This is a genomic window from Marinobacter sp. (assembly GCF_040882185.1).
GTDB lineage: Bacteria > Pseudomonadota > Gammaproteobacteria > Pseudomonadales > Oleiphilaceae > Marinobacter.
On sequence record NZ_JBBEBW010000024.1, the window covers coordinates 63,398 to 82,994 of the forward strand.

Below are 19,597 nucleotides of genomic sequence, written 5' to 3' on the forward strand. Positions count from 1 at the left end.
GTGTTGATGTGTTGCGTTTATAACACGTCTGTTACCGGGCTGTCAGTGTACCCTTAAACGGCAACGGAGTGTCGTGGGATAAGCTCCCGTTGCCAGTGCGTGCAAGCCCAGCCCAGGATTTGCTCCGGTCCCATGTGTTGAAGTTCCTGCGGTGGGCGCTGCCCCAGCATCCGCAGCGCCTGCCAGAGGTTGATGCCCGGGGTTTGGTCGTCCAGCGCCGGGGCATGATTCTGTTTGCTAAGCTTCTGTCCGTCATGGTTGAGAATGACAGGAATGTGCAGCCAGCGTGGCGCTGGCGTCTTCAGGGCAGCAAAAACCTGCAGTTGCTGTGCTGTCATTTCCAGCAGGTCGGAGCCTCGCACAACGTCCGTGATGCCCTGATCAATGTCGTCCACCACGACCGCCAGTTGGTAGGCAAAGAAGCCTTCCTTGCGCAATATAACCGGGTCATCAATTTCCGCTTTTACCACCTGTTGCTGGGGTCCAAGGAATTCATCGTGCCAGCGAACTTCGGCGTCTTCCAGAGCAAAACGCAACGCACGGGGGGTTGCCTCAGCCGGGGGCTGTGTTTGCTGACGACATTGGTCAGGGTGATGACCACCGTGAGCCTTGAGCAGTTTGCGGGAGCAGGCGCAGTAATAGGCTTTGCCTGAGAGTCGGAGGGCATCGATAGCCTGGAAATACGCCTGATGTCTGTCAGATTGAAAGCGAACTTTTTCATCCGCAATCAGGCCATGGGCCTGCAAGCTCTTAAGGATCTGGTGAACCGCAGGGGTAGATTCCCGCAGTGGGTCGAGGTTTTCAATGCGCACCAGCCATTGACCGTTGCGGCACTTGGCTTCGAGGTAGCTTGCCAGCGCCGTAACCAGCGAACCAAAGTGGAGGGGGCCGGTGGGGGAGGGTGCAAAACGCCCGCGGTAGGATTTTGCTGGCATAATTCAACCTGAGCCGGTGGCGTAAGCGTGCCACCGGACATTGGTAAAGACGTTAATTGACTTAAATGCCAGTCTGTCGCTCGCGGATTTCCGCCAAGGTTTTACAATCAATGCACAGGGTTGCGGTTGGGCGCGCTTCCAGGCGACGGGTGCCGATCTCAACACCGCATTGATCACAAAAACCGTAGTCGTCTTTGTCAATTCTGTCGATGGTCTGATCAATTTTCTTGATCAGTTTACGCTCGCGATCGCGGGTTCTGAGTTCAAGGCTGAACTCTTCTTCCTGAGTCGCGCGGTCACTTGGATCAGCGTAGTTGGCGGCGTCTTCCTGCATGTGATGCATGGTACGGTCGACCTCCTCCATCAGCTCTTGCTTCCATTTCAGAAGCAGCCCGCGGAAGTGCTCGAGCATGTCATTGCTCATGTAGTCTTCACCCTTCTTCATTTTATAGGGGGTGAAGTTAGAGAAATTCTCGCGTGGTTTGCTATCAGTCTTTGCCATTGAACCCGGCCTCTTTCTTAAACTGCAACTGAGCGCTTGTGCCATCAATGGCAGGATACGCTCGTCCGAAACGGGAACCGGCGCGGAAAGCCACAACCGGCTACGTATAGTCTTCTGACCGTGCTGGGGGCGTCATTAAGGAGCTTAGCAGGTTTTGGCTGCATCGCGCCGTGACGTTGCTTCGCGCTGATGGATGCCCAGAATTTGCGGAAAATAGCAGATATACCGAGGTCACGCCAGCCCTGTGATGCAGGCTTTTGTTTTGTGTGACCTTGCGCTTGCGTATGATGAGCAACCCTGTGACCAAAGCTCCAGGAGCCTGATATGAAGTTTGCGAACCCGCTGATACCCGGGCAACTCATTAAACGCTACAAACGTTTCCTCGCGGACGTGCAATTGCAGGATGGCTCGGAGGTCACCGCCCACTGCCCCAATACTGGCTCTATGCTCGGTTGCCAGCCCGAATCCGCCCGGGTGTGGTTGAGTGTCAGCAATAACCCCAAGCGAAAACTCCCTTACACCTGGGAGCTGGTCGAGACGGCACCGGGCGTCGTGGCCTGTATCAACACCGCGCAGCCAAATCATCAGGTGCGGGCGGCTATCGAGGCAGGTTTGATTCCGGAGTTGGTGGGGTACACGGTCATTCGCCCGGAAGTTCGCTATGGTTTGGAGAAAAGCCGGATCGACTTGCATCTGTCGGGCCATGACACCTTGCCTGACGCTTGGGTAGAGGTGAAGAATGTTACCCTGTGCGAAGGCGGCGTAGGCTATTTTCCGGATGCGGTTACCACCCGTGGCCAAAAACATTTGCGGGAGTTGATCTCTCAGGTTGAGGCTGGTGAGCGCGCTGTGCTGCTCTTCTGTGTCAATCACACGGGTATTGAGTCCGTCAGATCAGCGGATCATATCGACGCTGCTTACGGCCACCTGCTCAAAGAGGCTGCCGCAGCCGGGGTCGAACTGCTGGCCTGGAAAGCGAACCTGGTGACGGACGGGGAGCCAAACGGATCGTTAGCTTTGACGCAAGCAGTGCCTGTAACCTTTGGTTAAAGCTATTTGCCGACGTTATAGCGCATTCTGGTGCCATGATTAAGTGACATGACAATCTCGTCTGCGTGCAATTCTACCGGGAAAAGGCAGCCCGAGATTTTGGCCCCGGCGATACTCGCCCCGTCCAGGTTTGCCCTGCTGAAGTCGATACCCCGGATATCGGAACCCCGGAAATAGCCGTGGCTCAAATCGAGGTCGTCGGCGTCCATGCCCCGCAAATCCAGGCCCCGGAAATCGCCGTGAGAAAAACTCGTATAAGACGTGAGTTTTGTCTTGGCTGCATTGAATGCCTCAATGTCCTCATTCCGTAAGGCCAGGTAAAGCGGATCTTCAATGTGACGTATATCTTCCATAGCAATACTCCCACCAGTCATGCACGGGCTCGGAAATGTCAGACCTCAGCCCGTAATTGCTTGGGCCAGCTACTTTCAGTGTAGACCAGTTAGGCGCCGGGCAAACCAAAATGCTGACGGATACGGTCTGCCAGCGCCTCGGCCACATGGTCCTGCTCAGCATGCACATGGATGGTGTGGGTTTTTTCACGATCGCTCAAGGGCTCAAGCCAATGTGTTTGTTGTTCCAGCAGAGCTTCGTCCGCCTCTGAGGCATCGTCCTTGCGCGCCCGCACCCATTGTCTGCGCAAGGCTTCCGGGGCTTCGCAATCAATCAGAGCGAAGGGTACGCCCTGGTTTTCCGCCACCGTTTCCAGTTGCTCCCGTTCGTGTTGTTTCAGGTTGGCCGCATCGACAATCACCGGTAGCCCGGCGGCCAGAAGTTGAGCCGAGCGCTTCGCGAGCAGCTCATAGGTCTCCCGGTTGGCCTGTTCGGTGTAGAGGTTTTCCTTGGGGCCGGATTTGCTATTGTCGAGTGGGCTGAGCCCGAATAATCGCTTACGTTCCACATCCGAGCGCAGCCGAACCAGCCCGAGTTGCGCGGACAAAGCCGCGCTCACCACCGATTTACCACTCCCTGATAAACCGGTGGTGGCCATCATGAAACGATTGGGAATATTGCTATAGCTTTCCGCCAGGTTGGCGTAATCCTGATAGCGTTGGGTAAGACCGGTTTTTTCGGCCTCACTCAGTGACGGGTTGCCCATCATGAACAGGGAAATTTTTGCCCGCACCATGGCTCTGTATGCTTTATAAAGTGGCAGCAGCGGAAGACCGTCAAAATCACCACTGAATTCCAGGTAGGTGTTCAGGGTCTGGTTAGCCAGCGTACTCTCACGACGGGCTTCCAGGTCCATCAGCAGAAACGCGAAGTCGTTGATCACGTCAATCCAGCGAAATGGCTCACTGAATTCGATGCAGTCAAACACCGTCACTTCATTCTCGTAAACGGTGATGTTGGCCAGGTGAAGGTCGCCATGACATTCACGGACGAAGCCTTCGTCACGCCGTCGCGCAATACGATCCTTCATCAGGTCAAAAGTGGTCCGGGTCCAGGCTTCGAGGCGATCCACCTGCTCCAGCAAGGCCGCATCGCTCAACAATGGACGAATCTGGTCAAAATTCTCCTGCATGGCCGCAAAAACAGCGTCGGGAGTGCCGAAGGGCTTGTCATCTGGAACCCGGGGTAGCTGATGGTGGTTCTGAGCCACCTGCCGGGCCAGGCTCTTGAGGATGTCGGGTCTCAGTTTGCCAGCTTCCTGTTGAATATCGAGTTGATTCCGCTGATCAAACTGGCGCATGCGAACAGCGTACTCGAAGGGCTCGCCATTACCATTGAGCTCCGGTTGCTCTGGTGTGCCAGTGATGGGTACCACATCAAGGTAGAGCTCTCCGGCCAACCGACTGTTCAGGCGTAACTCTTCTTCGCAAAAGCGTTTGCGTCGGTCCAGGGTCGAGAAATCGAGAAAGCCGAAATCGAGGGGCTTTTTTATTTTGTAAGCGTAGGTGCCAGTAAGGATAACCCAGGATATATGGGTTTCATGTACCTGGAAGTTGGTGACCGTGTGATCGTATAACGACGGATTCTGCAGGGCGAGAATCAGGTCTCCGATTGGTGTCTCACTCACAAGCCTCTCCTCGAATGTGTTTTAATTCCGAATGTTATTGGGGTCTATCATAGCGGCGAGATTACATAAATAACACAGAGAAGGGCGACGCACCCGGCGGGGGATTCGTTATAATCCTGCCCATGAAAAAGACGTCCCATACCAAAAAGTCCCCGAAAAAACGCTCACGCAGCTCCCCCCGCCGCGGCAAAAGTCGCTTCTGGGCTCTCCTCGGCCGGGTTTTGCTGGTCGGCCTGGTCGTGCTTACGGGCTGGGTGGTTTACCTCGACGCTGTAGTAACGTCCAAATTCGAAGGTCAGCGTTTTGAAGTACCTTCCAGGGTCTACGCACGCCCGCTGGAGCTATACGAGGGGGCAAGTGTCAGTGTCGGAGCGCTGAAACGTGAACTGGAGATGTCTGGATACCGGGTTGGCAACGGCACCCAAGCCGGCACCTACAGTCAATCCGGCAGCCGCTTCGTTATCAGCACACGAGGATTCCGGTTTGCGGACGGTAGCGAGCCCCGGCGTCGGCTCTCTTTGTCGATCACCGGCGATCAGGTTGACAGTTTTCGGGTGTTGTCAGGCGAGAGCACGGCCATCGCCCGATTGGAGCCTGCCCAGATTGGTGGTATTTACCCGGCGCACAAGGAAGACCGGGTGCTGGTTAAGCTCAGTGATTTGCCTCCCCTGTTTGAGAGCGCCCTGCTGACGATTGAAGACCGTGAATTTTACGACCATTTCGGTGTGGCACCTCTTTCCATCGCGAGAGCGCTTTGGGTTAACCTGCAGGCTGGCCGGGTAGTGCAGGGCGGCAGTACGCTGACCCAGCAACTGGTGAAAAACTTTTACCTTACCCGGGACCAGACGCTGATTCGTAAGGGCAACGAAGCGCTGATGTCGATGCTGCTGGAGTTGCATTACGAGAAGCAGGACATCCTGGAAACCTATCTGAATGAGGTTTATCTCGGTCAGGCGGGCACCCGTAGTATCCACGGGTTTGGTCTGGCGAGTCAGTTTTATTTCGGGGAGTCTCTGCAGGACCTTGAGCTGGACCAGGTAGCTCTGCTGGTAGGACTGGTGAAAGGGCCCAGTTACTATGATCCGCGTCGTAATCCTGAGCGGGCACGGAACCGTCGCAATCTGGTGATTGATTCCCTCCTCGCTAATAATATGGTTGAGGAGGCCGAAGCACAAAAAGCACGTGCCAGGCCGCTGGGTGTGACCTCCAAACCTTCGTATTCAGAGAACCGTTATCCTGCATATATTGATCTGGTGCGTCGCCATCTGGCCCGGGATTACAAGCAGGAGGACTTGCAGAGTGAAGGTTTGCGGATATTCACTACCCTGAACCCGGCAATTCAGTATGCTGCTGAGTACTCGGTCGAAAACACCCTGAAAGAAATGGAGAGTGGCCGCGCCAAACCAGTGCTTGAGGCCGCCATGGTGGTGACCTCAAGAGACAACGGGGAAGTCCTGGCCCTGGTTGGGGGACGTGACCCGAAATACGCGGGATTCAACCGCGCGGTAGATGCCCGCAGGCCAATCGGTTCACTGATCAAACCGTTTACTTACTTGACTGCGTTACAGTCCCCTGACCGTTATACCCTGATCACACCGCTGGAGGATCGTAAGTTTGCGCTGGTCTTTGATGATGGTCGCCGGTGGGAACCAAAGAATTACGACGGCGAAGAGCACGGTGAAGTGCCTCTCCACCGGGCGCTATCGCACTCCTATAATTTGGCGGCGGTTCGTCTCGGCCTGGATGTTGGTATTGAGTCGGTTGTGGAGACACTTCAGAAGCTCGGTGTCACTGAGCCTGTATCGGAATATCCCTCCATGCTGCTGGGATCGGTTGCCATGACACCTGTAACGGTTGCCGCACTCTATCAGGGCCTGGCAACCTCAGGGTTTAATATCCCGCTCCGCACCATCAGGGAGGTCACGACTGCGCAAGGCGTATCACTGTCTCGCTACAATCTTGGGGTCGACCAGGTGGTTGATCCCGGTGCGGTCCACCTTGTTCAATACGCTATGCAGGAAACCGTGCGAGAAGGTACAGGACGTTCCGCCTATCGTTTCGTATCGAAAGACCTTGGGCTTGCAGGCAAAACCGGAACCACTGACGATGGACGTGATAGCTGGTTCGCGGGTTTCAGTGGCGATCTGCTGGCGGTGACCTGGGTAGGACGAGATGATAATGGACCGACAGCGTTCACGGGTGCTACCGGCGCGTTACCCGTATGGGCAAGGTTTATGGCTCAGGTGCCCCAGAATGGCTTTTCTCCGGTAGTTCCGGATGGTGTTCAGTATCATTGGGTTAATGCCGAGACCGGTACGTTAACCGATGAGCATTGTGAAAATGCACGTTTCATGCCGTTTGTGACGGGCAGTGAGCCGCAGGATTCGGTCAGCTGTTCCGGAAATCTCACACGGCGACTAAAAGGCTGGTTTGAAGGATTGTTCCAATGACATTCAGGCAGGTAATACTATGCAGCGGGCTCGCCGCAACCATTGCTCTGGCCGGCTGTGCCAGTCCGGGTGGGTCTATTTACGTGCCTTCCGGCGACTCACCGGATTATGATGAGGCACCGGAGCCGCCCCGGACCAGTGAACCGGACCGTACTGTTCGCAAGTCGGAGCAACCGGAAGCCGAGCCTGGCCCCCCGCCGCTGTCTTCGCCGCGATATCAGGAACAGGGTGAAGCACTGTCACCGGCAGCCACTGGGTTAATGCGCGAGGCCAATACCATGCTGGCGCAGGATAACCCCCGTGGGGCCATAGCAAAGCTTGAAAGAGCGCAGAGAATTTCGCCACGCTCTGCCGAGATTTACTATAAGTTGTCAGAAGCTTATGTGGAATTGGACCAACTGGGCACTGCCGAACAATTCACCCTCAAAGGGCTTTCTTTGGCAGGAAGTAACACCGGGCTGCAACGGGCAGGTTGGATGCTGTTGGCGGATATCCGCCGTGCAGACGGTAACACCGCAGGCGCAAATCAGGCGGAAGCGCGCGCAGCGGCGCTCTGAGTTTATCATAGCGTCTTCATAACTCGCGCTGCCGCGTCTAATGTATGTTCGATGTCAGCATCCGTCAGCACGGAGCAGGCAAAACCCGCCTCGAAAGCCGAGGGCGCGAGATAAACGCCTTCCTTGAGCATGCCCTGGAAGAAGCGCTTGAAGCGTTCAATATCGCAGGCCATTACCTGATCAAAACGGCTTACGTTGGCTTCTTCGGTAAAGAAAAACCCGAACATGCCGCCCACGCCCTGAACCGCGAGCGGAATGCCAGCCTTGTCTGCCGCTGCTTTGAACCCGTCACGCACAGCCGCGGTTTTTTGCTCCAGGCTTTTGTGGAAGCCGGGCTCCGATATGGCTTCCAGTGTTGCCAGCCCCGCGCACATGGCCAGGGGGTTTCCAGACAGAGTACCTGCCTGATATACCGGCCCCAGCGGCGCGATGTGTTCCATGATCTTTCGTTTACCTCCGAAGGCGCCCACTGGCAATCCGCCGCCTATGACTTTGCCCAGGGCAGTGAGGTCGGGCGTCACGCCGTAGTGGCCCTGCGCGCCGCCAAGCGCCACCCGGAAGCCGGTCATCACTTCGTCGAAAATCAGCACGGTGCCGTGCTCATCACAGACTTCCCGCAGCCCCTCAAGGAAACCGGAGACCGGCGGAATACAGTTCATATTGCCAGCAATGGGCTCGACTATGATGGCCGCGATCTGATCGCCCATCTCGGCAAAGGTTTTACGTACGCCTTCAATATCGTTGAAATCCAGGGTCAGGGTATGCTCGGCCAGGCTGGCCGGCACCCCGGGAGAGTTCGGTACGCCCAGGGTCAGAGCTCCGGAACCAGCCTTGACCAGCAGTGAATCAACATGGCCGTGGTAGCAGCCTTCAAACTTGACGATTTTGTCCCTGCCGGTATATCCACGCGCCAGACGAATGGTGCTCATAGTGGCTTCGGTGCCGGAGTTCACCATCCGGACCAGCTCAATGGAGGGCACCAGCTCACAGACTTTCTGCGCCATTGTCGTTTCAATGGCGGTTGGGGCACCGTAGCCGATGCCGCGATCAATCTGCTCGTGCAGAGCGCGGGTTATGCGCGGATCCCCGTGGCCAAGAATCATCGGGCCCCAGGAGCCAATGAAATCAATGTAGCGGCGGTCATCTTCATCAAACAGGTAAGCCCCTTTGGCGTGCTTGAAGAAGAGCGGTGTGCCGCCCACACCACGGAAAGCGCGGACCGGTGAGTTAACGCCCCCGGGAATGTATTTCTGAGCCTGTTCAAACAGGGTTTCTGATTGGGTCATAGCTTGGAACTCCCGTTCATGTGCTGGATTCAGGTCGTCAGCAAGCTGGCGCCCGGAAATAGGGGTGGTGGCGGAGGAATAGCTCCGTAAACGAGCGTGCCCGCCGCTCGATGTCGTCGGCTCCAAACAGCCCACCGACCACGGCCAGGAAATCGGCGCCCGCTTCGATTAGCTGCGCGCCATTCTCTAAGGTGACGCCACCAATGGCAACCACGGGCACGCCAAGGGGTTTAACGTCGGTAAGCACAGAGGTTGCTGCAGTTGGCGCGTCAGGCTTGGTGGCGGAATCAAAAAAACGGCCAAAGGCCACGTAATCTGCGCCCGTTGCCACCGCTGTGCGGGCAAGCTCGAGGTTGCCATGACAGGTCGCGCCGATCAGGGCGTTCGGCCCGAGAAGGGTTCTGGCGTCTTTCAGGTCACCGTCGGTGAGCCCCAGATGGACTCCAGCCGCGTGACTGCGCAGGGCCAGTTCTGTACTGTCATTGATAATCAGCGGTACGTTGGAGGCTTGGCAGAGCTTCTGTAGCGCAATGGCCAGGCGTTGTTTATCAGCTTCAGAATGGGCCTTGTCTCGATATTGAATGAGTGTAGCACCGCCCCGAATAGCGTCAGCCACTGCATCCAATACGGTGTTGCCCGGAAGCAGTTCGCTGTCGGTAATAGCGTAAAGCCCTGGCACCATGCCTTTGACGAACGTCGTCATTGCGGTTGCGGACGTGAGATGCGATCAGGCACCGGCTGGCCTCCGCCAACTTCAAGGGCGCCAGCGATTGCGGCCGACACGAAGTGTTGTGCCTGTTCGATGGCGGTGTCCAATTCAAGGCCGGCAGCCCGACCCGCGGCGATCGCCGCCGCAAGAGTACAGCCAGTGCCGTGGAACTCGCCTTCATAATCCGCACCGATGCGTTCGATAATCCATTCTACCGGTTCGCTATGGGTTCTGAAGAGCGTATTGGTGAGGTCGGGACCGGAGCCATGGCCACCGGTCGCCAGGACCGCGTGACATCCGCTCTGCAGCAATGCAGATGCGGCAATCCCGGCGTCCGCCGAGCGGCCAAGAGCTACCAGTTCGACCCCGTTGGGGGTGATTACATCCGCGTGGGGGAAAAGTTTGTCCCGCATTGAGGCAATCAGGGACTGATCTGCCAGATCGCCGCCCCCAGCCGCTTTGATGACCGGGTCGACGATAAGCGGAATACCCGGGTGATTGCTGATAAACGCTAATAGCACGTCGACGATGGCCGAGTTCCCAAGGGCTCCGGTCTTGATTGCGTGAATTGGCGTGTCTTCCGCCAGACAAGCCAGTTGCTCTGCAACCAGTTCAGCCTCCACCGCGGTGGCACTGTATACGTTGCGGGTGTCCTGGACCGTCAGACAGGTGACAATCGGCAGTGGGTGGCCTCCCAGCGCGGTCACGGTTTGAATGTCTGCCTGTATTCCGGCACCCCCGGAGGGGTCGAGCCCGGAAAGTATCAGTACCTGAGGACGTTGGTGCAGTTTGATGTCGAGCACTCCCATGTGACTATGAGGTAGTGGATAGAGCTGATCAGAAGGGTTTTACGGTAGCGAGTATAACCACAGCCACCAATACCAGCACTGGCATTTCATTGAACCAGCGGTAAAAAACATGTGATCTCTGATTGTTGTCCTCCCTAAAGACGCGGACCAGATAGCCGCAATAAAAATGGTAGCCAACAAGTAACAGTACCAGGAGCAGCTTCACGTGCAACCAGCCCTGGCTGAAGTAACCCTGAACGTTATAACTGATGAGCCACAGGCCCAGTGCAACCGTCGCGATCATGGACGGTGTGGTGATGCCCTTGTAAAGTTTACGTTCCATCACCTTGAAACGCTCCCGGCCAGGCTGGTCCTCGCACGCGGCATGATAGACGAATAATCGCGGCAGGTAGAACAGGCCTGCAAACCAGCACACCATGGCAATGACGTGAAACGCTTTAACCCAAAGCATAAAAATTCCCGGTGTTGGCGCTACTTATTTCTGTATTGGTAGTAGCTTTCGATGTCTGATTTCAACACCACACCATAGACCCGCTGAATGGTAGGTGCCACATGTCTCTGCACGTACAGGGCCTCCGCCAGAGTGCTGTCGAACTCATTCAGGGCTTCCTCAAGGGTCGCCTGATATTGTACTGGTGCAACGTCTTTTCGGTTTGCCGGAATTTCCATCAGATCAATGACTTTCTCCGATGAGTCCTCCTCATCACTCTCGTTGGCTTGTGGCAGGTCCAGGTCATCCAGGTAGCGTGCAAGATCCACCGATGGCAGTATCGAGGTAGGCCCTTTGTTTCCTTCCACAACCAGCCACTTGGGCTCAGATTTCAATACATCTCGGGCCTGTTTGTAGGAGAGCCGCCGGTCTGTCCGCAGAATACTGCGCTCCATAATGGCTCCAACAGACACCCGCCGGAGAGCCTGAATGATCGGTGAGTTCTGATAGCTCAGCCCCTGGCTTTTCAACACCGTGAGGAACACCGACTTTTGTCCGAACACCTCACTGGCGATCAGGCTCGAGGTGGTGATAATCAACATTGCCGGCAGAATAATATGAGAGTTCCTGGTCAGCTCCAGCAGTGCCATCAAGGCGGCCAGAGGGGCTTGCAATACTGCGCCCATCATGGCGCCCATGCCCAGCATGGCATAGAAGCCCACGGAGGAAGCAAGACCCGGCGCGAAGTTGGCGCCTATCAGCCCCATAGCGCCGCCAAGCGTAGCCCCGATAAACAGCGTGGGGCCAATGACGCCACTGGGCATGCCCAACCCAATGGTAATGGCCGTGATAATCAGTTTTGCTATACCCACCCCGAGCAGCAGCCAGAATGGCAATTCATTATTGATGGTGGCGTTGACGGTGTCATACCCGATGCCCATGACTTCGGGGATAAGTATGGCGAACGGTACCATCAACAAACCTGCCACGATCAATCTCAATAGCACGGGTTTGTGGTGATAGCGCCCGCAGAATGCCAGCAACTGGATGAAAGCAGCAGCAGCTACACCGATAATAATGGCGATGACGAGAATCCAGGGAATTTCCGTCAACGAGTTCATGGTGAGCGCAGGAACATTGAAAGAGGGCTCTGGGCCATAGGCAGCCTGGGTAACGACCGCTGCGCTGACCGAAGACAGGATGATAGGGGTGAAGCCGGCAATGGTGTACTCCATCATCACCACTTCCATGGCGAAAATGACACCGGCAATCGGGGTGTTAAATGAGGCTGAAATGGCCGCCGCGCAGCCACAGGCTACGAGAGTACGAATGCTGTTGTTCGGTAGCCGCATCCACTGTCCCATCAGGCTGGAAAAAGCAGCGCCCAGATGGACAGCGGGGCCTTCTCGTCCGGCAGACTGGCCAGTGACAACAGTGCCCACGCCCGCAATAAACTGAACAATGGCGCTGCGAATGGATATGTAGCCCTGATGATAGTTCAGGCGCTCCATAACATGGACAATCCCCACCTTCCGATCCTGAACGGCAAGACGGTGCAGAAACAGCCCTAGAGTAACTGCGCCTAGTAGCGGCAGCAAACCTCGGGTAACCCAGTCAAGGCTCTCGAATGCTTCGGAATCGTGGCCCGGCAGGAAGTATTGGAGGGGCCATTCGATGGCAAAGCGAAACAGCAGAATGACGCCGCCGGTAAACAACCCGGAGAGCAGCCCGAGTAAGGCCAATTGTGGCAATGCATCAACATCCGATAGCCGACGTCGGAACATGGGTATCAGGTTATCGGTGAACTTGAGCCTGAATTTTCGCATGGGGTCTGATGATGTGAGGTTAGGTTTGTTTTAAAGGGTAACCAGCGTACTGCATTGTAACTGTCAGGGGTCTGGCCGCAATAAGTCCTTGGTTTATCATGGTAGACTACGCACCTGTGTTAAACACGGTAAAATTATTGCCTGGGCTGGCAGTTATAAGGTCTGTCCGGATTTGGCAAGCATGAAAATGGGAGCGGTCGGTGGTTAAAGTAGGCATTGTCGGCGGTACCGGGTACACCGGTGTGGAATTATTGAGGATTCTTGCAACTCACCCGGATGTTGAAGTCCGGTGTATTACCTCTCGTTCAGAGGCCGGTATGGCGGTTGCTGATATGTACCCGAATTTGCGAGGCCATTTTGACCTGGCTTTCAGCGAGCCAGAGCCAGAAATCCTTGCCCAGTGCGATCTGGTATTTTTTGCGACACCTCACGGTGTAGCCATGCGCCTGGCCCCCGCTCTGATCGCCCGGGGTGTCCGGATCGTAGACTTGTCTGCGGATTTCAGGATTAAGGATCTGAACGTTTGGGCGAAATGGTATGGCATGCCCCACGAGTGTCCGGAATGGGCTGAAAAGGCCGTTTACGGACTGCCGGAGGTGGCCAGAGACGAGATCAGAAACGCGGCGCTGGTTGCTAATCCCGGATGTTATCCGACCGCAGTTCAGCTTGGTTTTTTACCGTTGCTGGAAGCGGGTCTGGTGGATGTCAGGCGATTGATCGCTGATGCGAAATCCGGTGCCAGTGGTGCAGGACGTCAGGCCAATATTGGCATGCTTCATGGCGAGATTGGCGAAAGCTTTAAAGCCTATGGCGCCTCTGGCCACAGGCACCTGCCTGAGATTCGTCAGGGTGTGCGGAATGCCGCTGGCAGCGATACGGCTGGCGTGACGTTTGTGCCGCATCTGGTGCCAATGATTCGGGGCATCGAGGCAACACTGTATTCTGAGTTAAAAAATCCTGCGGACTTTGATCGACTTCAGAGTTTGTTCGAGCAGCGTTATCAGAACGAGCCCTTTGTGGATGTAATGCCATTCGGCAGCCATCCTGAGACCCGCAGTGTGCGGGGAGCCAATACGTGTCGTATGGCGCTCCATCGTCAGGAGAACAGCTCTATGGTTATCGTTACCTCAGTTATCGATAACCTGGTGAAAGGCGCGGCCGGTCAGGCAGTGCAGAATATGAATATTATGTTCGGGCTGGAAGAAATCAGTGGCCTTAACTTCCCAGCATTTTTGCCGTAGGGCTCCCGTGTGAGTAATGACAGAAAAGCGGATGAGTACGTTGTTATCCGCCACAAGCCCGGGTACAGACTGCGCCGTGCGCTGATATTACTGTTGCTCTCTTCGGCCTCGGCCGTGGGAGGGTATTTCATTGGCTCAGCAGAAGAGAACTTTCAGCCCAACAAGATCTCAGAAGCGCGGGATCACCTCCGTGGTGAACTGGAGGGCGTGCGGGAACGGCAAACGGGTATGCAGCAAAAGCTGATCAACCTTGAGCGCGGGCATACGATTGATCAGCAGGCGCTGAATCAGACTCGGCGCACGATCGCCGCTCTGGAAACAAAAATTTCGGAGTTGGAGTCGGACCTGACGTTCTATAAAAATATCATGGCACCGTCTGAAACCAGCAAGGGCTTACAGGTTGATCGCTTTAATATTTTGACCGCAAGAGATGACCGTACCTTTGATTTTAAGCTGGTGTTGACTCAGATCGGAGGCAATAAAAATTATATATCCGGCCTGGTCGCAGTTAACGTTATCGGGATACGGGAGGGGGAAAGAGAGTTGGTGGCACTGCGGGACCTCTCCGACGACATTGATGATCTTGGGGTTAAATTCCGGTTTCGCTATTTCCAGGATGTCGAGGGGCGCATGACTGTGCCCCCCGATTTTGAACCCGTTGAAATTCAAGTAGTGGCTCAGGCTCAGGGGCCGAAATCGACCCAGGCTGAACGTACATTTGATTGGCGTAAATTGACGGAGAACTAACGATGCTTGGCAAGAAGAAACAGAAGCCCCGACGTCCTACCGGTCACTTTGACACTTTGATTTCCGGTAAAACTTCGGTGAGCGGGGATGTCCACTTTTCCGGCGGGCTTCATGTGGATGGTCGAATACGCGGCAAGGTGCTGGCTGAAGACGGCAGTGACGCAATCCTTCGGTTGTCTGAAGTCGGTGAGATTGACGGTGATATTGTCGCGCCTCACGTTATTATCAATGGCACGGTGCGTGGGGATGTATACGCCAGCTCACATCTTGAGTTGGCCACCAAGGCAGCGATTCATGGCAACGTTTATTACAACTTGATCGAAATGGCGATGGGAGCCTCCGTAAATGGCAACCTGGTACACCAGAAAGAACCTGTAGGTCTTCCAAGCGAAGCGGAGTCGTCATTGCAGAAAACTAAAGCACCGGCGGACCCTACCGCGAGGCCTGAAAAAATCGATTCGGCGGGCGCCGAGTCAGTAACGAAGGAGTAGGCAAGAATAGTTGATTGTTTTAGTCGGGAATACGATAATTAGAACTTCATCCCATACTGAAGTCTGGAGGCAAGATTGAGTGTTGTTCAGGAACAAATGCCTACCCCGCTTTTCTTTAGTGAAAGTGCGGCTGCAAAAGTAAGGGAATTGGTCGAGGAAGAGGAAAACCCCGAACTCAAGCTGCGCGTGTTTGTCACGGGTGGCGGCTGCTCCGGTTTTCAGTACGGTTTTTCCTTTGATGATGCCCAGGATGACGAAGACACGGTGATCGAGCGTAACGGCGTGTCTTTGCTGGTCGATCCAATGAGTTATCAGTACCTCGTAGGTGCGACCATTGAATATCAGGAGGGTTTGCAAGGTTCTCAATTCGTCGTGCAGAACCCCAATGCCAGCTCTACTTGCGGTTGCGGGTCATCTTTCTCGATCTGATTCTGGCTTAATGTACTATCGCCACTACGGCCAATAAACTGCCCCTAATATCCTGCTGCCGTCTGCTCCGGTGACCTTTGGCAAATTGCCAGGTTGTCTGAGCAGTGTCTGGCGAGCGAGCCACGCGAAAGCCGTTGCCTCTACCCATTGCGGGTCCAGTCCGATTTCCTCCGTGGAATGCACGGGTATCGGTGCGCAGGCGCGCACGAGTTCATTAAACAAGTGGGTATTTTTTACCCCTCCACCACACACGTATATACGCATTCCCGATGAGTTCGGCAGCTGTTGCGCAATGGTTACTACGGTTAGCTCAAGCAGGGTACGTTGAACATCCGCAGGTAATACCTCTTCATGCCGCGCGAGTACCGTTCGAATCCATTCCAGGTTGAATCTCTCCTTACCGGTGCTTTTTGGTGAAGGCTGTAAGAAGTAGCCGTCGCTCAACATGTCATTCAAAAGTGCGTTATTGACCGTTCCTTCCGCCGCCCAACGACCATTCTCGTCGTAGTGTCGGCCAGTTTGGTGGAGGCACCAGGCATCTATAAGTGCATTGCCCGGACCGGTGTCGAAGCCGCAGACTGCCTCAGGATCATTCCCGGGTAGCCAACTGAAGTTTGCAATGCCGCCGAGGTTAATAATGCAACGGTCAACTCCCATTTTGCCGAAAAAGGCACGATGGAAGGCGGGTACCAGGGGCGCTCCCTGACCGCCAGCCGCCATGTCCCGTCGTCGGAAATCCGCTACCGTGGTAATGCCGGTGCGCTCCACGATGAGATTTGGGTCGCCCAGTTGCATTGAAAACGGAGCCTGACTCTTGGGCTGGTGGCGCACAGTTTGGCCATGGCTGCCAATGCCTGCAACATTCTTGGCGGAGTAACTGCTCCCCTCAAGAACACGTTCCGCTGCCTCACCGAATAGACCACCAAGCACGTGGTCGAGCTCTCCTATTTCATCGGGAGTGCCATGGTTCTGACTCACACGCTCAAGGCGTAGACGGAGTTCATCAGGGTAGGGCAGTGTACAAGTTGAGTGAAGGTTTGCAGATCGGTCGGAAAGGGACACCAGCACGGCATCAATACCGTCCATGCTGGTGCCTGACATTAGTCCAATATAGGCCTTTGACTCCATACTACTCGCCTCTTGCGAGAGTGAGTCTTCCGGATTCCTGATAGGTTTCGAGTTGAGCAAGCAGATTATCGGTCGACACCTTAAATCGTTCCAGCTCTGCTTGGGCAATCGGCGCAGCATCGGGCAGTTTCACGGTAGCAGGATTTCGATGGGTGCCATTGACGCGGAACTCGTAATGCAAGTGAGGGCCAGTCGCCAGTCCGGTAGAGCCCACGTAACCGATAACTTGTCCCTGCTTGACATAGGTTCCTGAGCGAATACCTTTGGCGAACTGGTTCATGTGCGCATAAAGTGTTGTTATGTTGGTGCCATGCTGAAGGATAACGGCATTGCCATACCCGCCTTTGCGACCAGCGTGGATTACCTTGCCCTGGCCGGAGGCCTTGATCGGGGTGCCGGTCCTGGCCGCATAGTCTGTTCCTTTATGCGCGCGTATAGTGTTTAGTACAGGATGCCTGCGGTTCAGATTGAAGCTTGATGAGATACGGGCAAAATCCACTGGCGTCCGGAGGAAGGCCTTGCGCATGCTGCGCCCGTCCGGGGTGAAATAGTCACTGACGCCATTTTTATCGGTATAAAAGACGGCGGCCAGTTCCCGGCTGCGATTGTAAAAGTTTGCGGCCAGAATTTTACCGTCGTCGATCTTCTCACCGTCCAGATAAAGCTCTTCGTAGACAACGCTGAATCGATCGCCTTTGCGGATGTCCATAACAAAATCGATGTCCCAGCCGAAGATACCTGCCAGCTCCATGGTGAGCTTGTCCGTCAGCCCGGCTTGTTGTCCTGCACCAAACAGTGAGCTGGCAATTTCGCCTTCGGCGTAGCGGGCACGAACTTCGGGTTCTTTAACGACTGTCTTGCCAATGAACTCTTCGCCGGTTTTATCGATCTGCAGCGACTCGAGCTGGGAACGCTGAAGTTTAATGCTTACCAGCTCATCAGCCTGATTTGTCGCAAAGGCAATACGTTCACCGGCGTAAAGGCGTTGCAGCTTTGTAGCCTCTCCTTCGCCATGAATTACCGAGAGCATCAAACCATCATTGAATCCGGCTTTCTTGAACAGGCCTGATAAAGTGTCACCACTTTTGATTTGGTACTCTGTCCAGCTGAGTTCTGGCTGTTTAGGTTCGTCAGCAGGCGTCGGGGTCTTACTAGCCGCTGCTAATGGGACTTGATCGGATGCGACTTCGGTCGATGCTACGGATTCTTGGTCGGAGGTAGCTGGTGCCGACGGAATGGGTGCATCTCCGTTCGACAGATTTGTTTGAACCACCTCTCCGGATTCCAGGTCCAGAGAGACAGACATGCGTTTGGCTTCAACCTCTGCACTCGGGCTGAAGATCATCGCAGTGCCGACAACCGCACTAATAACAACGGCGGCAGCGATGTGGGTCTTTGGGAATGTTTTTAGCACGTTACTAACCTGTTTTGGTCGTTACATCTGTAGGTTGAACAGCCTAATTAAAGTCGGATTTCAAGTATAGAGCAACCGGTACGGTATAAAAAGTGTCCAGAGCTGCAATGCCTCGCTACAGACCGCGGAATTTCGTCAGGCTCTTGCTATAATGCACAACTGTCCATCTCTGGGCTGTTTGATTATTGAACAGTGTAAAATGTACCAGTCTTTGGAGTAACGCACAGCTTTGTTTTGTTGAGCTGTGTAACGAATCGCTCCCCTAACACGATCAGGAGATAGTTGTTCATGTCATCAGTTGAAGAAGCGCTCGCCGTTATAAAGCGGGGCGCAGATGAGTTGTTACCTGAGGATGGGCTGGTAGAAAAGTTGAACCAAGGTCGACCGCTGAGGATCAAGGCAGGTTTTGACCCTACTGCGCCGGACCTCCATCTGGGGCATACGGTACTCCTTAACAAGCTTCGACAGTTCCAGGATCTTGGCCATGACGTCATCTTTCTTATTGGAGATTTCACCGGAAAGATCGGTGATCCGACGGGTAAAAGTGCTACGCGGCCACCGCTGACCGATGAGCAGATAGCCCTTAATGCTCTGACGTATAAAACACAGGTGTTCAAAATTCTGGATCCCGCGAAGACGCGTGTCGTGTTCAACTCTGAATGGATGAGCAAGCTGACCGCTGCTGACATGATTCGTCTCGCGGGACAATTTACTGTAGCGCGCATGCTTGAGCGAGACGATTTCGATAAACGTTATCGTGCCGAGCAGCCAATCGCTATTCACGAGTTTCTGTACCCCTTGGTGCAGGGCTATGACTCCGTGGCATTGGAAGCGGATGTGGAGTTGGGCGGCACTGACCAGAAGTTCAATCTTCTCATGGGTCGTATTCTTCAGAAAGCGCACGGCCAGTCGCCGCAGACCATTTTGACTATGCCGATCCTTGAAGGGCTCGACGGCGTTCAGAAAATGTCGAAGTCGCTAGGTAACTATATAGGCGTCAACGATTCGCCTGGGGAGATGTACACCAAGCTGCTATCGGTGCCGGATCAGTTGTTATGGCGCTACTTTGAGTTATTGAGCCTGAAGCCAATGTCGGAAGTGGAAGAGTTTAAGCAAGCCGTTGAGGGAGGTGCCAATCCCCAGGACTATAAGAAGGTGCTTGCAGAAGAAATTATCACTCGCTTCCATGATGAAGAATCAGCGCTTTCGGCGCATAAGTCGGCGGGCAATCGGGTGGCCCTGGGTGTTATTCCAGAGAATGTTCCGCAAATAGAGGTTTCGCTGGAAGGGCAGAGCAGTTTGCCTATCGCCTCTGTGCTTCGTATGGCGGGGTTGGCCAAGAACGGTGCAGCAGCAAAAGATGTGTTGAGTCGCGGTGCGGTGTTCATTGACGGCGTGCAAGCGCCTCCAGGTAAAGTATTCGAAGTTGGAGAAGAGTGTGTTCTGCAGGCGGGGAAGAAAAAGATCGCCCGGATTGTGATCACGAATTAAACGGTTTTGATGAATTTCTCGATTTTATTCAAAACCGCGTTGACACTGGGCGAGGTGTCTGTAGAATGCGCCTCTCGCTTGA

Annotated in this window: 19 protein-coding genes; 8 read left to right on the plus strand and 11 right to left on the minus strand. The window is 54.8% G+C overall.

Features of this window, described 5'->3' with window-relative positions; all coding sequences use genetic code 11:
* Nucleotides 1–53: 53 nt before the first annotated feature.
* Together gluQRS and dksA are read right to left on the minus strand one after the other, a co-directional pair.
* A complete protein-coding gene (gluQRS, locus tag WEB64_RS13630; protein ID WP_368060871.1) occupies nucleotides 54–935 on the minus strand; it encodes a tRNA glutamyl-Q(34) synthetase GluQRS in 882 nt (293 codons plus the stop codon).
* Nucleotides 936–996: 61 nt separating this feature from the next.
* Nucleotides 997–1,437, minus strand: coding sequence for an RNA polymerase-binding protein DksA (gene dksA / locus WEB64_RS13635; RefSeq protein ID WP_368060872.1), 441 nt, complete (start codon nucleotides 1,435–1,437; stop codon nucleotides 997–999).
* Between the two features lie 324 nt (nucleotides 1,438–1,761).
* On the opposite strand from dksA, the gene sfsA reads away from it, so the two are divergent.
* On the plus strand, nucleotides 1,762–2,487 hold the full coding sequence (gene sfsA / locus WEB64_RS13640; RefSeq protein ID WP_368060874.1) for a DNA/RNA nuclease SfsA: 726 nt from the start codon (nucleotides 1,762–1,764) through the stop codon (nucleotides 2,485–2,487).
* Nucleotides 2,488–2,489: 2 nt separating this feature from the next.
* Here sfsA and WEB64_RS13645 read toward each other — a convergent pair whose 3' ends face one another.
* Both WEB64_RS13645 and WEB64_RS13650 read right to left on the minus strand, forming a co-directional pair.
* Nucleotides 2,490–2,840: a pentapeptide repeat-containing protein gene (locus WEB64_RS13645; protein ID WP_368060876.1), complete on the minus strand. Its 351-nt coding sequence runs from the start codon at nucleotides 2,838–2,840 to the stop codon at nucleotides 2,490–2,492.
* Between the two features lie 89 nt (nucleotides 2,841–2,929).
* Nucleotides 2,930–4,507, minus strand: coding sequence for an AAA family ATPase (locus WEB64_RS13650; RefSeq protein WP_368060878.1), 1,578 nt, complete (start codon nucleotides 4,505–4,507; stop codon nucleotides 2,930–2,932).
* Nucleotides 4,508–4,629: 122 nt separating this feature from the next.
* Here WEB64_RS13650 and mrcB point away from each other — a divergent pair, with 122 nt between their 5' ends.
* Both mrcB and WEB64_RS13660 read left to right on the plus strand, forming a co-directional pair.
* Nucleotides 4,630–6,957 (plus strand): penicillin-binding protein 1B, encoded by a 2,328-nt coding sequence (gene mrcB / locus WEB64_RS13655; protein ID WP_368060879.1) that lies wholly within the window; start codon nucleotides 4,630–4,632, stop codon nucleotides 6,955–6,957.
* The gene (locus WEB64_RS13660; protein ID WP_368060881.1) at nucleotides 6,954–7,514 is read left to right on the plus strand and encodes a tetratricopeptide repeat protein; all 561 of its coding nucleotides are present in this window, start codon (nucleotides 6,954–6,956) and stop codon (nucleotides 7,512–7,514) included. Before mrcB ends, WEB64_RS13660 begins: the two co-directional genes overlap by 4 nt.
* A 5-nt stretch (nucleotides 7,515–7,519) precedes the next feature.
* Here the strand turns inward: WEB64_RS13660 and hemL are convergent, their stop codons facing one another.
* The 5 genes from hemL to WEB64_RS13685 are packed head-to-tail and all read right to left on the minus strand — an operon-like array spanning nucleotide 7,520 to nucleotide 12,574.
* Nucleotides 7,520–8,800, minus strand: a complete 1,281-nt coding sequence (hemL, locus tag WEB64_RS13665; protein ID WP_368060883.1) for a glutamate-1-semialdehyde 2,1-aminomutase — start codon at nucleotides 8,798–8,800, stop codon at nucleotides 7,520–7,522.
* Between the two features lie 37 nt (nucleotides 8,801–8,837).
* The gene (thiE, locus tag WEB64_RS13670) at nucleotides 8,838–9,503 is read right to left on the minus strand and encodes a thiamine phosphate synthase (protein WP_368060885.1); all 666 of its coding nucleotides are present in this window, start codon (nucleotides 9,501–9,503) and stop codon (nucleotides 8,838–8,840) included.
* On the minus strand, nucleotides 9,500–10,312 hold the full coding sequence (locus tag WEB64_RS13675) for a hydroxymethylpyrimidine/phosphomethylpyrimidine kinase (RefSeq protein WP_368065650.1): 813 nt from the start codon (nucleotides 10,310–10,312) through the stop codon (nucleotides 9,500–9,502). Before WEB64_RS13675 ends, thiE begins: the two co-directional genes overlap by 4 nt.
* A gap of 34 nt (nucleotides 10,313–10,346) precedes the next feature.
* Nucleotides 10,347–10,775, minus strand: coding sequence for a protoporphyrinogen oxidase HemJ (gene hemJ / locus WEB64_RS13680; protein ID WP_368060905.1), 429 nt, complete (start codon nucleotides 10,773–10,775; stop codon nucleotides 10,347–10,349).
* Nucleotides 10,776–10,789: 14 nt separating this feature from the next.
* Complete coding sequence (locus WEB64_RS13685) at nucleotides 10,790–12,574, minus strand: chloride channel protein (RefSeq protein ID WP_368060889.1); 1,785 nt, start codon at nucleotides 12,572–12,574, stop codon at nucleotides 10,790–10,792.
* Between the two features lie 200 nt (nucleotides 12,575–12,774).
* On the opposite strand from WEB64_RS13685, the gene argC reads away from it, so the two are divergent.
* From argC to erpA, 4 genes are all read left to right on the plus strand, one after another.
* On the plus strand, nucleotides 12,775–13,815 hold the full coding sequence (gene argC / locus WEB64_RS13690) for an N-acetyl-gamma-glutamyl-phosphate reductase (RefSeq protein WP_368060891.1): 1,041 nt from the start codon (nucleotides 12,775–12,777) through the stop codon (nucleotides 13,813–13,815).
* A gap of 9 nt (nucleotides 13,816–13,824) precedes the next feature.
* Nucleotides 13,825–14,562 (plus strand): DUF6776 family protein, encoded by a 738-nt coding sequence (locus tag WEB64_RS13695; protein ID WP_368060893.1) that lies wholly within the window; start codon nucleotides 13,825–13,827, stop codon nucleotides 14,560–14,562.
* Between the two features lie 2 nt (nucleotides 14,563–14,564).
* A complete protein-coding gene (locus WEB64_RS13700; RefSeq protein ID WP_368060895.1) occupies nucleotides 14,565–15,053 on the plus strand; it encodes a polymer-forming cytoskeletal protein in 489 nt (162 codons plus the stop codon).
* A gap of 96 nt (nucleotides 15,054–15,149) precedes the next feature.
* Nucleotides 15,150–15,482, plus strand: coding sequence for an iron-sulfur cluster insertion protein ErpA (gene erpA / locus WEB64_RS13705; RefSeq protein WP_368060907.1), 333 nt, complete (start codon nucleotides 15,150–15,152; stop codon nucleotides 15,480–15,482).
* A gap of 24 nt (nucleotides 15,483–15,506) precedes the next feature.
* Here the strand turns inward: erpA and WEB64_RS13710 are convergent, their stop codons facing one another.
* Together WEB64_RS13710 and WEB64_RS13715 are read right to left on the minus strand one after the other, a co-directional pair.
* The gene (locus tag WEB64_RS13710; protein ID WP_368060897.1) at nucleotides 15,507–16,610 is read right to left on the minus strand and encodes an anhydro-N-acetylmuramic acid kinase; all 1,104 of its coding nucleotides are present in this window, start codon (nucleotides 16,608–16,610) and stop codon (nucleotides 15,507–15,509) included.
* Nucleotide 16,611: 1 nt separating this feature from the next.
* Complete coding sequence (locus WEB64_RS13715; protein ID WP_368060898.1) at nucleotides 16,612–18,024, minus strand: OapA family protein; 1,413 nt, start codon at nucleotides 18,022–18,024, stop codon at nucleotides 16,612–16,614.
* Nucleotides 18,025–18,312: 288 nt separating this feature from the next.
* On the opposite strand from WEB64_RS13715, the gene tyrS reads away from it, so the two are divergent.
* Nucleotides 18,313–19,515, plus strand: coding sequence for a tyrosine--tRNA ligase (tyrS, locus tag WEB64_RS13720; protein ID WP_368060900.1), 1,203 nt, complete (start codon nucleotides 18,313–18,315; stop codon nucleotides 19,513–19,515).
* Nucleotides 19,516–19,597 lie beyond the last annotated feature (82 nt).

Coding starts and splice junctions, on each gene's coding strand:
- mrcB (WP_368060879.1), top strand. CDS start 4,630: ATGAAAAAGACGTCCCATACCAAAAAGTCCCCGAAAAAACGCTCACGC.
- hemL (WP_368060883.1), bottom strand. CDS start 8,800: ATGACCCAATCAGAAACCCTGTTTGAACAGGCTCAGAAATACATTCCC.
- erpA (WP_368060907.1), top strand. CDS start 15,150: ATGCCTACCCCGCTTTTCTTTAGTGAAAGTGCGGCTGCAAAAGTAAGG.
- WEB64_RS13645 (WP_368060876.1), bottom strand. CDS start 2,840: ATGGAAGATATACGTCACATTGAAGATCCGCTTTACCTGGCCTTACGG.
- gluQRS (WP_368060871.1), bottom strand. CDS start 935: ATGCCAGCAAAATCCTACCGCGGGCGTTTTGCACCCTCCCCCACCGGC.
- WEB64_RS13700 (WP_368060895.1), top strand. CDS start 14,565: ATGCTTGGCAAGAAGAAACAGAAGCCCCGACGTCCTACCGGTCACTTT.
- WEB64_RS13710 (WP_368060897.1), bottom strand. CDS start 16,610: ATGGAGTCAAAGGCCTATATTGGACTAATGTCAGGCACCAGCATGGAC.
- WEB64_RS13685 (WP_368060889.1), bottom strand. CDS start 12,574: ATGCGAAAATTCAGGCTCAAGTTCACCGATAACCTGATACCCATGTTC.
- thiE (WP_368060885.1), bottom strand. CDS start 9,503: ATGACGACGTTCGTCAAAGGCATGGTGCCAGGGCTTTACGCTATTACC.
- WEB64_RS13660 (WP_368060881.1), top strand. CDS start 6,954: ATGACATTCAGGCAGGTAATACTATGCAGCGGGCTCGCCGCAACCATT.
- dksA (WP_368060872.1), bottom strand. CDS start 1,437: ATGGCAAAGACTGATAGCAAACCACGCGAGAATTTCTCTAACTTCACC.
- sfsA (WP_368060874.1), top strand. CDS start 1,762: ATGAAGTTTGCGAACCCGCTGATACCCGGGCAACTCATTAAACGCTAC.
- tyrS (WP_368060900.1), top strand. CDS start 18,313: ATGTCATCAGTTGAAGAAGCGCTCGCCGTTATAAAGCGGGGCGCAGAT.